Annotated in this window: 10 protein-coding genes; 5 read left to right on the top strand and 5 right to left on the bottom strand. The window is 39.6% G+C overall.

What is annotated here, in order from left to right; translation table 11 throughout:
* Positions 1-135: 135 nt before the first annotated feature.
* Positions 136-570 carry a DUF6078 family protein gene (locus AB5217_RS06245; RefSeq protein WP_032842376.1) on the bottom strand — a complete coding sequence of 145 codons (435 nt, stop codon included), beginning with the start codon at positions 568-570 and terminating at the stop codon, positions 136-138.
* 432 nt (positions 571-1002) lie between these two features.
* Between AB5217_RS06245 and AB5217_RS06240 the strand changes: the two genes are divergently transcribed.
* Positions 1003-5289, top strand: coding sequence for a two-component regulator propeller domain-containing protein (locus AB5217_RS06240; RefSeq protein WP_368112668.1), 4287 nt, complete (start codon positions 1003-1005; stop codon positions 5287-5289).
* Between the two features lie 65 nt (positions 5290-5354).
* Here the strand turns inward: AB5217_RS06240 and AB5217_RS06235 are convergent, their stop codons facing one another.
* Positions 5355-6494, bottom strand: coding sequence for a glycoside hydrolase family 88 protein (locus AB5217_RS06235; RefSeq protein WP_042994127.1), 1140 nt, complete (start codon positions 6492-6494; stop codon positions 5355-5357).
* 264 nt (positions 6495-6758) lie between these two features.
* Here AB5217_RS06235 and AB5217_RS06230 point away from each other — a divergent pair, with 264 nt between their 5' ends.
* Together AB5217_RS06230 and AB5217_RS06225 are read left to right on the top strand one after the other, a co-directional pair.
* Positions 6759-7082: a nucleotidyltransferase domain-containing protein gene (locus AB5217_RS06230; RefSeq protein WP_032843062.1), complete on the top strand. Its 324-nt coding sequence runs from the start codon at positions 6759-6761 to the stop codon at positions 7080-7082.
* Positions 7079-7480, top strand: a complete 402-nt coding sequence (locus AB5217_RS06225) for a HEPN domain-containing protein (protein WP_004301673.1) — start codon at positions 7079-7081, stop codon at positions 7478-7480. The genes AB5217_RS06230 and AB5217_RS06225 overlap by 4 nt, the downstream gene beginning before the upstream one ends.
* Positions 7481-7503: 23 nt before the next feature.
* On the opposite strand, the gene AB5217_RS06220 is transcribed toward AB5217_RS06225, so the two are convergent.
* Positions 7504-8154 carry an HAD family hydrolase gene (locus AB5217_RS06220; protein ID WP_004301675.1) on the bottom strand — a complete coding sequence of 217 codons (651 nt, stop codon included), beginning with the start codon at positions 8152-8154 and terminating at the stop codon, positions 7504-7506.
* A gap of 179 nt (positions 8155-8333) precedes the next feature.
* On the opposite strand from AB5217_RS06220, the gene AB5217_RS06215 reads away from it, so the two are divergent.
* Both AB5217_RS06215 and AB5217_RS06210 read left to right on the top strand, forming a co-directional pair.
* Positions 8334-8708 carry a hypothetical protein gene (locus AB5217_RS06215; RefSeq protein WP_004301677.1) on the top strand — a complete coding sequence of 125 codons (375 nt, stop codon included), beginning with the start codon at positions 8334-8336 and terminating at the stop codon, positions 8706-8708.
* Between the two features lie 2 nt (positions 8709-8710).
* Complete coding sequence (locus tag AB5217_RS06210; RefSeq protein ID WP_004301681.1) at positions 8711-9139, top strand: DUF6575 domain-containing protein; 429 nt, start codon at positions 8711-8713, stop codon at positions 9137-9139.
* Positions 9140-9221: 82 nt separating this feature from the next.
* Here AB5217_RS06210 and AB5217_RS06205 read toward each other — a convergent pair whose 3' ends face one another.
* Together AB5217_RS06205 and AB5217_RS06200 are read right to left on the bottom strand one after the other, a co-directional pair.
* On the bottom strand, positions 9222-10898 hold the full coding sequence (locus tag AB5217_RS06205) for a glycoside hydrolase 43 family protein (protein WP_032843063.1): 1677 nt from the start codon (positions 10896-10898) through the stop codon (positions 9222-9224).
* A gap of 154 nt (positions 10899-11052) precedes the next feature.
* Complete coding sequence (locus tag AB5217_RS06200; RefSeq protein ID WP_004304515.1) at positions 11053-12294, bottom strand: DUF4861 domain-containing protein; 1242 nt, start codon at positions 12292-12294, stop codon at positions 11053-11055.
* Positions 12295-12399: the final 105 nt, after the last annotated feature.

Here is a 12399-nt window from a genome sequence, read left to right as displayed (position 1 = left end):
CGTCGTGAAACTTTATTTCCATCATGATGAAACTTTTTTTTCATTTCTATGGAACTTTTTTTTTATCGTTATGAAACTTTTATTCAATTCCTATGAAATATTTTCGCAAGTATCTTTCCCGTCACAATCTGTGGCTTACCAGTCATAATCTTCAATGTATTCGTCGAAGTTAATCTTTGTCTTGATGCCGTGTTCCAGGAAAACGTCTGCGATTTGTTTCTGTTCCGATGGATGAAGTCGACGTTGTTTGTTGCGAATACGGTAGTACATGCTTTTCCCCATTAAAGATTTAAGGCTGTTTTGTATGGCCATAGCTTTTTTGTGCGGAACGTCGTCTAATATATGGCTGATGCCAAGTGCAAAGGTCGTGAGAGTGTATGCACTGAAATAGGAACATTCCTTTTCATTCCCCGCTACATGGTTGATGTTGATCGCTTCGTAGTGAGGAACACTTTGGGGCACAATCATCGCAGCCTGAAAACGGAGGCATTTGTTGCGGCGCGGACATTTGGTGTGGTTGCAAAACAGATACATTTTAGGTATATCATCGTATGTAAGTGGCTTATTCATTGTTTTTATCATATTCAACTTTTATATCAGACGAATTTGATACAAATATAAGGATTTATCTTGAAATACAGAATTTGCTTCACTTGTTCTTATTTTTTTAGATGACAACCTTTTTAGAATAAAGACATTCCACCTGCAAACTCCTTATTTATCGAAGAAACAGAGAAAAGTGAAGGAGATGGAAGAATTGACCATGTTATAGAGAAAAGCATTGAATTGTTCAAAACCGTACCGATTATGAACCAATGCAAATCATTGGTCAGTATATGGAAAAAATGACATAAATATGGATAATAATCCTTGTTTCGAAATAGACTGCTAAGTTTTTTGTATTTATTCTTCCTTTTGGTTAGTTTTGCTTGTATAAATCTTAAAAAAACTATGAAAAGATGTATCTTTGTAACCAGCAATCAAAATAACCCTAACCACTATATGAAATATAAATTATTATGCCTTTTCGTTTTGTTTAGTTTTTCTATATCGGATCTGTATGCTGATATTGAACTTAGTTCCAAACAAATGAGAACCAGTGATGGGCTACCTAGTAATTCTGTACGATGCATGTTTCAGGACAGTAAAGGATTCTTATGGTTGGGTACTTTAGACGGATTGACCCGTTATGATGGAAATACTTTTCTTACTTATCAGTTGGAAAGCGGGAAACACGATCGGATTTCTTTAGCAGATAACAGAATAAAACATGTGGCAGAGGATAAGAATGGTTTTTTGTGGATAAAGACTGTGCCGGAATTATTCAGCTGTTATGATCTACAGAAAGCTTGTTTTGTAGATTTTACCGGTACCGGAAGTGATGGAGAGAACTATTCAGAAATATTTATGTCCTCTAATGGAGATGTGTGGCTTTGGCATAGAAGGAATGGTGTGCGTCAAATTGTTTGTGAGGACGATCGGACTATGACCTCTGTGAAGTTTAGAACGAAATTTGGAAACCTGCCCGATGACCGGATTAAATTTATAAATGAAGATTCTAGTGGCAGGATCTGGATTGGTACCATGCAGGGACTTGCGTCTGTTTATAAAGGGAAAGTTGAATTTATTGATAGGAAATTGAATTTTTCTTCTTCTTTCCCTCATGGAGAGGATATGTATTTTCTGACAAAGAGTGGAGATGTGTATCGCTGTGTAAATGGATCGAAAAAAATAGACTGTTTAGCGTCGCTGTCTGCAATAGCCGGTAATACATCTGTCAGTACACATTCATTGATAAAAGATAAATGGGTTATATTTACTTCCAGCGAAGGAGTATATGAATTTGATTTTCAGAACTTTCAAATAACTCCTTGCAGGGAATTGAAAATAAATAATGGAAAAGTTATTCATGACAATTATGGAGATTGTTGGGCTTACAATAACACTGGACGAATTTATTATATAAACTCGAAGAGCGGAGAAATAAAGAATTTTCAACTGATTCCTGAAGAGAAGATGAAATATATAGATTATGAACGCTATCATGTGGTGCGTGATGACCGGGGGATTGTGTGGATTTCAACTTATGGAAACGGACTTTTCACCTACGATATTCAGGAAGATCGGTTGGAACACTTTGTTTCCGAAGGGAAGAATGCAGGACCTATAGGGTCAGATTTTTTGTTATGTTTGATGAAAGACAGAACAGGAGGAATATGGGTAAGCTCCGAATATTCCGGTTTGTCTCATATTTCCATTTCAAATAAAGGCATTACACATGTCTATCCAGAATCACCGGATGTTTTTGACCGTTCGAATACAATCCGGTTACTGACTAAAATGTCGAATGGAGATATATGGGTAGGAACGCGAAGAGGTGGATTGTATAATTATGATTCTCATCTGAAAACTAAGATAGATAATCATTATTTGCCCTATAATATTTATGCGATTTCAGAAGATAGTCAGGAGAATATATGGATAGGAACCCGGGGAGACGGACTAAAAATAGGAGATACGTGGTATAAAACGGATCCGTCTAATCCTTTTGCCTTATCTCATTCTAATATTTATTCCATTCTTCGTGATAAGAAAGATCGTATGTGGGTGGGGACATTTGGAGGAGGACTGGATCTGGCAGAATCAACGGAAAAAGGACAATATAAGTTCCGTCGTTTCTTTCAAGGAAAGAAGTATGGCTTACGGATAGTCAGAGTAATGGCAGAAGATGAGAAAGGGATGATATGGATGGGCACAAGTGAAGGTATCTGCATATTCCACCCTGACTCATTGATTGCTAATGAAGATAACTATCATTTGTTCAGCTACACCGATGGCAATTTTTGCAGCAATGAGATTCGTTGCCTGTTTCGTGATAGCAAAGGGCGCATGTGGGTAGGAACTTCGGGTGCCGGGCTGAATCTATGCGAACTGTCAGACGACTGTCAGTCTTTGAAATATACACATTATGGAATAGCGGAAGGACTGGTTAATAATATGGTGCAATCTATTTTAGAAGATCATTCGGGACAATTATGGATTGCTACGGAATATGGAATTTCAAGGTTCAATCCCAACAGCCATTCTTTCGAGAATTATTTCTTCTCATCTTATACATTAGGAAATGTGTATAGCGAGAACAGTGCGTGTATGGGTGCAGACGGTAAACTGATTTTTGGAACAAACTACGGATTGACGATTATTGACCCGAAGAAGATTCCAACAGAGAGATTGCTTTCTCCTATTGTTATCACAGGATTGTCCGTTAATGGAATTCAGGTGAAGCCTAATATGCCGGGTTCTCCTTTGCAAGAATCTTTAGCCTATTCGGATAAGATTACATTGAAATATTTCCAGAATTCTTTTATGCTTGATTTTTCTACTCTTGATTATTCGGATAATGGTCAAATCAAGTATATGTATTGGCTGGAAAACTATGACAAGGGATGGAATGTTCCGTCTTCTTTAAGTTTTGCCACTTATAAATATCTGGAGCCGGGCAGTTACATTTTCCATGTGAAATATTGTGATGGTGCCGGTATTTGGAATGATACCGAAACAACCTTGAAGATTGTTATCGTGCCTCCGTTTTGGAAAACAAATTGGGCTATGCTCGGATATTTCATCCTGATATTAATAGCTTTGTACTTTACATATCGTATCATTTTTAATTTCAATAGGTTGCGCAACCGCATCAATGTTGAAAAACAACTGACAGAGTATAAATTGGTATTTTTCACAAATATCTCTCATGAATTCCGTACTCCGCTTACATTGATCCAAGGAGCATTGGAGAAAATGTACCGGATGGATGATATTCCACAAGCCTTATTGCATCCGTTGAAAGTCATGGATAAAAGTACACAACGTATGTTGAGGCTGATTAATCAGTTGCTGGAGTTCAGAAAAATGCAGAACAACAAGTTGGCTCTTTCTCTGCAGGAAACTGATGTAGTTGCTTTCCTGTACGAAATATATTTAAGTTTCAGTGACGTAGCAGAACAGAAGAATATGGATTTCCGCTTTTTGCCGTCTGTGCCATCCTATAAAATGTTTATTGATAAAGGTAATTTGGATAAGGTGGTGTATAACTTACTTTCAAATGCTTTTAAGTATACTCCTTCGGGTGGGACAATTCTGTTTTCTGTGAATGTGGATGAGGTGAAGAAGTGTTTATACATTCAGGTAGCGGATACCGGAGTAGGTATTCCTAAAGAAAAGCAGGGAGAATTGTTTAAACGTTTCATGCAAAGTAGTTTCTTCGGAGATAGCATTGGAGTAGGGTTGCATTTGAGCCATGAATTGGTGCAGGTGCATAAGGGAACGATTGAATATAAAGATAATGAAGGGGGAGGTTCCGTATTTACGGTATGTATTCCGACTGATAAAACTGTTTATTCGGAAAAAGACTTCCTGGTTCCCGGCAATCTCCTGCTGGAAGAAGCGAATATGCAGACTCACCATTTACAGGAACTTTCAGAAGAATGTCAGGAACATGAAAAGACAGTCACCACATCAAGAAAACATAAAATATTAGTCATCGAAGACGATAATGATATTCGTGGATTCCTGCAGGAGGAGCTTAGTGCTTATTTTGAAGTAGAAGTGGCTGCGGATGGAATATCCGGATTTGAAAAGGCATGCAACTATGACGCAGACTTGATTATCTGCGATGTATTGATGCCCGGGATGACCGGTTTCGAAGTGACAAAGAAACTGAAAACTGAATTTGCGACAAGTCATATTCCTATTATTCTGCTGACTGCCTTGACTTCACCGGATAAGCACCTGGAAGGACTTGAAGCGGGAGCGGATGTTTATGTTGCAAAGCCATTTAGTTTTAAGCTTTTGCTTGCGCAGGTGTTCCGGCTGATAGAGCAATGCGAAAAGTTACGGAAGAAGTTTTCCAGTGAACCGGGGGTAGTACGTCCTGCTTTATGTAACACGGACCGGGACAAGGAATTTGCAGACCAGTTGGTAGCTGTAGTCGAAAAGATTTATTCTCAATACAATATTTCTATTGATGAATTTGCGCAAATGATGGGGATGGGACGAACTGTGTTTTATAAGAAATTACGCGGAGTGACAGGATACTCACCGAATGAGTATTTGCGTGTCGTACGAATGAAGAAGGCTGCCGAACTGTTTTTGACCGAAAGGGATCTGACTGTTGCGGAAGTTTCTTATAAAGTGGGTATTAACGATCCTCTTTATTTCAGTAAATGTTTTAAAGCGCAGTTTGGAGTATCTCCTTCGGCTTACCAGAAAGGGGAGAGAAGTAAAACGTAGTATATACTTACCTTGAATCCGGTTTGTGCAGGATAGACCGGATTCAAGATAAGTATGTTTATCAGTTACATATTGAGGTTTAATTTATAGATTTCACTTCCGGCAAGAAGGAAACATCCTGTTCCGAAATCCTCAAAATCAGGAACTTTGTCGTATGTGACAGGTTGACTGTCTTTCGGTTCTTTGCCGGTTCCCTGTACATAACCAAGAAAACCATTCGGGTGAACTGCATCCTTCACCATAGCATTCCATGCTTTTATGATTACAGGCAGATAGGTCTTTTTATCCAATAGACCGTTGCGTACGCCCCAAGCCATACCATATACGAAAAGAGCTGTGCCGGAAGTCTCTTTGCCTCCGAAGTTTGACGGATCGTGGAGGCTGACATTCCAAAAGCCATCTTCACGCTGGCATTGTTTCAGTGCTTTGCTCATAGCCATAAAATCATTGATGTAATCTTGGCGATGTTTTTCATCAGATGGAATTTCGTTCATTACCCGCACCAAAGCTGCGTATACCCATCCGTTACCACGGCTCCAATAACAGTTTTCGCCATTAGGCTCTTTGTATGGAGGATCGAAATTATGGTCTCTCCACCACAAACCTTCTTTGACATTGAACATTCCGTTCTCTCCGTGTTTATTACGGGTATATTCGTACATATCCCACATTTTGTCGAAGTACTTCTGTTCGCCTGTAAGTTTCCCCATTTTGGCAAATATAGGCATCCCCATCTGGATAGCATCTATCCACCACCAGTCGTTTATTTGTGGAGTATTGACCAGCATATCCATATTGGCTTTCGTTTTCCGTATTTTTTCAGGATCGGGGCAAATGTTGTATAAATCGAGATAGATTTGGCTGGCGCAGTAATTATCTGCATTACGGGTGGTTGTCCCACGGTGGAAGCCCCATTGGTGGTAATCCGCCCATTCTTTGGCATAGAGATAATATTCGTCTGCGGGATAGATGGAGTAGAGTGCCATTAAGCCTTCGTAATATACGCTTCGTGTCCAGATATTACTGGGGCGAACTACTTTTTTCACAAAGGAAGGAGTGCGATAGTCGGCATATTTCTTCATGAAATAGTCGTTCACATGAAGAGTTACTTTCAGAATTTCTTTTTTATCGGGAACTGTCTGTGCTTTTATGTTCCCGTAACTCAATATTACTCCTGCAAAAAATAGTATAAGATGCTTTTTCATTTTATAATAAATTAGATTACTATTGTTCTTAGATTTAGGCACACAAAGGTGAGCCTTTCTTTACCTGTTGCAAAGAAAATGCATTGTAAGGAAAGTGATATTGAAATTTGTACGGAAAATATGTAATATTAGACTTTATTCTTTATTCATATTAGTCATGGATAAGAACCAAGTATGAATAATTAGCAAGAGCGATTTTTTTGTAAGTCATATTGTTGTATTGATATTTATTGTATATTTGTAGAAGAGTAAGGGGAGACGAATATGAAAAGTCATACAAATAAAATATTAGAGTCTATTAAGCAGGCATTGACAGAGCATTTACCAAAAGGTGGCAAGGCTTTGTTGTTTGGTTCTCAAGCTCGTGGGGATGCACGGATTGATTCTGATTGGGATATTTTGATTATCTTAGATAAAGAAAAATTGGAGCCTGAAGATTATGATAAGGTAAGCTTTCCCTTAACTATGTTGGGATGGGACTTGGGAGTGCGAATTAATCCGATTATGTATACGATGAAAGAATGGGCTGCAAGTTGTATTACACCATTTTATAAAAATGTAGAGCAGGAAGGAATTGAATTAGTATGAAATTGACAGATGAAGAACGTAATTCTTTGGTGATATTACAGTTGGAGAAAGCTAAAGTATTTTTGAAACAAGCAGATGAGATGTTTGATCTGAAGTATTGGGATATTGCTTCCAATAGATATTATTATGCCTGTTTTCATGCTGTTCAGGCTTTATTAATACAAAATGGATTATCATGTAAAACCCATGATGGGTTGATAGCTTGCTTTGGCTTGAATTTTATAAAAACAGGCAAAATTAGTGCACGTTTGGGAAGTTTTTTGGCGCGTATGGAACAATTACGGCAAAAAGGGGATTATAATTGCATTTATTCAATATCGGAGGATGAAATCAGTACGATAAAAGCTCCGGCAAGAGAACTTATTGAGACTATTGAAGTTTTACTTGCCGAATCATAATTATTCTTGTAAGGATATCATCGTTAAAAGACCATTTTTTTTATTTTTTCGGCCACATCTGTCATATATGCCGGATTAAATTCTTCCAGTTCCGTACGTGGTCGAAATCCCCATGTCACTCCGCAAGCTGTTACACCGGCATTGGCTGCTGTTTGCATGTCTACACCGGAATCACCTACATAAAGAACATCTTCTTTTCGTACATCGGCAAGTTTTAATATATCAAAAACGATTGTTGGATCAGGTTTGACATTTACTCCTTCCCGTTGGCCGAAAACGGCAGTGAAATGAATTTCCGGAAAGTAGTGGGCAACCAGTTTCTCGGTAGCGGCCTGATATTTGTTGGAGGCTACGGCAATCTGAATGCCTGCGGATTGCAGATAAGACAATAACGCTGAAATACCCGGGTAAGGACGACTATCGTCTGCATTGTGAATATCATAATAAGGAATAAACTCTTTTCTTACCCGGAGCACATTCTCTTCTGTCTTTTCTCCTTCGGGTAATGCACGTTCAAAGAGTTTGTTGATACCATTTCCTACCATGAAGTTATACTTTTCTACATCGTGTGTGGGGTATCCTAATTTATTCAAAGCATAATTAGTGCTATGGGCGAGGTCTGCGATAGTATTTAATAATGTACCGTCCAAATCGAATATTATTAGTTTTTTCATTAAGGCTTATGTTTATAGTTAATTCTATATTTAAATCTTTTATTCTGCAAAGGTATACTAAAAAAATGAGATTGGGAAGAATGAGGCAATAGTTTAGAGAATATCGAATGAACAACAAAGCCGGAAATATATTTGTTATTCTACCAGATTGGCTTAACTTTGCGAAAAACTAAAGAATAATGAATGCAGAATGGTTTGAGGCATTGCCTGAACAATGTCCCCCAACGGATGCGAAGCGGTGCGAAGGCTGTTATTATAGAATTGCAAATGGTAATCCTGTTACAACAGAAGATTTCTTTTCGCAAAGAAAAATGCAGCCGGATAAGGTCTTTAAAGGATTAGGAATAGATGAATGTGTGACAAGGGCAGTCTCTCTATTTTCAGAGAGGGAAGAAGCGGAGAAAAGATTAAAGCTTCCTAAGTTCAAGAAGGCAAATATTGCTTTAGTCATATTGGAACCAAAAGATGGAGTGTTAAAGAAAACATTTGATATAGCACATTATTCTTGGTGGAGAACAAAGGATTTTAATGTTTTACAAGCTAAAATAGTCTGATTATGGGAATGGAAGATGTGTTAAGGATAGACAAAATTCTGGATTTCTGTGATGTGCCTCAGCTTTTTGTGGCAAGAGATGCCTTTGATACACTGTATCTTTGTCTTTTGTATGATGATGAGACGGTTTATCGCTATACGGGAATACGTATCTCTACACGTAGACTTGAATCCTTCTTAGCAGGTAAAGCCGATTTGCGTTTACTCTATCTACAGCCTGAAAATGAGCATGAGTATTACGATGTTGTGTTTCAATCGGGTGAATACCAGAAAACGTTATTAAAGGAAAGTGTATTGTTGGAAGATAAATTGCCGGCTGAGGGATATGTTTTATCTGGAGAGAAGCGCGAGAATGTGGTCATTAATTTGCCAATAAAAGACCGTAGTCTGCTTGCAGAGCTTGTTCGTAAATTTGGCTGGGCTTGTATGTAAGTTTAAAGAAGATAAAAAAGATTGTCCCGCTACTGCTTGAAAGTTGCGGGACAATCTTTTTTCATCTTTATATATACTTTGATTACTTCTTCGTAATACGGAACCAGTCAACGTCTGCCCAACCGCCGTCATTCGTTTTAATAGCCGGACGCGTACAGAACATACCGACTTTGGCACCAATCCATTGTCCTTCTCTTGCCTGGAAAGGAACACCTAATGATTCATATTTCTTTCCGTCGAGGCTATAGCTGAAATTACACATCACAATGAGGTCATGTCCGCCTTCACTACCCTTGATTTTCTTTCCGTCACAACTGAAACGCACTTTCAGATAAACCGTGTTTTGCGAAAGATCAACAGCGGCTTTCACTTCTTCTGGTTTGCCTTTATCTGCTCTGTCACATTCAACTTGCGACAGAACCAAACCTTTGTCTGTATTTTCTAGAACAAGTCCGGCATAATCCCTGCCCATAACGACAAGTCCAGTGCGTTCGCCTTTATTCTTTTGGTTAGGGCTGAACGTCAGTTTCATTGTTGCGGTAAAATTATCAGAAGGAGTTTTTTGTAATAAGAGGTTGGCTACATCCCACAGGTTCTTATAATCTTCTACTACCGGATAAGAGTATAATCTGACATAGCTTTTGTCACCTGCATAATACGCCCATTTTTCATTAATGTTAGCATGCCATTGCCACTGCGGAGAAAGTGTATACCCATCAAATTCGTCACTTTCTTGTGGAGTGCAGATAGGATATGTTTTACCGACATTTGGCTTCTTGTAAGTCAAAACAGGTTCTCCGCAGCCGTCACCGTCTTTATCAATACCGATAACAGGCCAGTCGTTCACCCATTTCATCGGTTGGAGATGCATAATGCGTCCGTAAGCACCGACATCTTGAAAGTGGAGGAACCAGTCTTCTCCGGTAGGAGTATCTACCCATGCACCTTGGTGAGGACCGTTGACAGGAGAGTTACCTTGCGCAAGTACTGTTTTCCATTCGTAAGGACCGTAGATGTTTTTAGAACGTAATACGACCTGCCAGCCTGTCGGTACACCGCCGGCCGGATGGAAGATATAATAATAGTCGTTTCTCTTGTACATTTTAGGACCTTCGCAAGTCTGATGTGCTTCGTGACCGTCGAAAATTATACGGGAAGGAGTGATCGCTTTTGTTGCTTCTGCATTCAGTTCGCAGATAGTGATTACACTTTTCAGTCCGGCACGACTTCCTGCGTATGCGTGTACCATATATACTTTTCCGTCTTCATCCCAGAACGGGCAAGTGTCAATGATACCTTTTCCCGCTTTCACCAAGACCGGTTCGCTCCACGGACCTTTCGGATCTTTGGCTTTCACCATAAAAGCTCCCTGATCGGGATCTCCCCAAAAGATGTAAAACTCACCGTTGTGATGACGAATAGCCGGAGCCCATACACGATTGCCGTGTTCCGGCCGTTCCGGAGTTTCGATAGGGGAGAGGGCATTGGGAACTGCGGCACCGATGATTGTCCAGTTGACTAAATCTTTAGAATGAAGGATTTGCAATCCCGGCAAACAGTTGAAACTGGATGAAGTCATATAGAAATCATCTCCTACACGGCAAGCATCCGGATCGGAATAGTCGGCATAAAGCACCGGATTTTTGTATTTACCGTTTCCGAGGTCGGAAACCCATACTTCAGATACATAGTTCTTCTGTGCCACTGCGGTGAAAACCGTTAATAAGCAAAAGGCTAAAGTCTGTGTCAATCGTTTCATGTTATAGATAGATTATTTATATAAATGATTCGTTGGTTTTATCTGATGGCAAAGGTAAATAAAAAGACTCTGCACAAGGAGGAATATTTGTGCAGAGTCATAGAAAAATTGGTAGATACCTCGTAATTTTTGTTTAGTTGTATTTGTTTCTACCCTATTTATTGGTGCGGTTATCTTTTATTCTCACTGTCACCGGATGAGCCAGCTCTTCTTTCCATTCGCGGAGATGAGCAAACCATGCTTCCGGCGTTTTATATCCGAATGTCTCTTTCATCGAGGTGAAAGTCGTGTGATACTGGAAATATTTATTTCCCGGGGCGGTAATTGTATAAAGGAAGTTGGCTTTATCCTTTTCTTCCGATTTTACATAACGTTGAGGAATACAAGTGCCCAGCCCTACAGTTTCTTTAGCATATTTCACGGTGTCGTTTACCGGCCAGTCTGTTCCCCAGCTTCCTACGAGTCCTTTATGATCGGAGAAAGATTTGGAAGTACCTACGATGTCTTGCACACCTGTGCAGAAAATTTCTTTATCGAGCGGTTCGTCAAAGAATGCTTCGATATGAAGATCGCGATGTCCGGCATAAAGCGTGTAGCGTGTCATCATATTCAGTTCCTGATCCTGATATTTCCATCCGGTTACTTCTATTTCTGCAATTACACGTACCGGTCCATAAGAGACGATACGTTCTGTACGAGTGTCCACTGGAGTAATATGGGTTGCCTTTTGTCCGTCCCAACCTTTCAATGCACCCGGTCCGCAACTGTCGAACACGCGAAGTACGTCATCTCCGAATCCTTTAGCTAACTGCTCATCCGTCGGATAGAACTGCGATTCTTTGATTTCCAGTCCTTTGTTGAACTTGCCGTAAATATCCGGTGTCTGTTTTTCATTGAAATAAAGACGGTATCCTACCAGTTCCGATTCCAAAACCGGACCGTGAGGACGTACCATGCTGTATATATTGCTAGTGCCGGGAACGGTGATAGCCTGTACCCGTTGATGTTTACCTTTCTTGTTGTCTACAATAAACATATCGGCATAAACTCGTTCAGGATAAGTCTTTGTACTCTTTTCCGAAGAAAGTGTAACCTGAAATGTTTTTCTACCATGGGCAGGAAGATCGGCAACAAAGACCAGTTCGTCCATCTTGCGGTCCCGGTTCAAATCGTCCAACTGCGAAGGAATTTCCTTCATACCTTCCATGACAACAGCTGATTTTACTTTGAAACCAGCGTGCAACTCATGTAGATTGATAACAACCGGAGCATCCGCTTTGGGCTGATTCCAGTTGTTTTGTACTTCAACTGTGATGGTTTTCTCCTGTTTCTGCGTTTGGGCAGACAGACTGAAAGCTCCTAAAAAGAAAGTAATAATAAAAAGATTTTTCTTCATGTTTCTAAGGCTGAAATTATACGTCGTATTTCTCCTTGCAAAAATAGCAGAAAAAATAGCAGACTGTGTCTCTTTTGAGGAGATTATAGTCTGCTATTTGAGCTT

It is taken from the genome of Bacteroides sp. MSSM.1001136sp1_RTP21357st2_D2_RTP21359_211015, from assembly GCF_040913205.1.
GTDB classification, from domain to species: domain Bacteria; phylum Bacteroidota; class Bacteroidia; order Bacteroidales; family Bacteroidaceae; genus Bacteroides; species Bacteroides ovatus.
The sequence above is the reverse complement of the archived record's forward strand: the minus strand, read 5'-3'. Positions and strand labels throughout refer to the sequence as shown.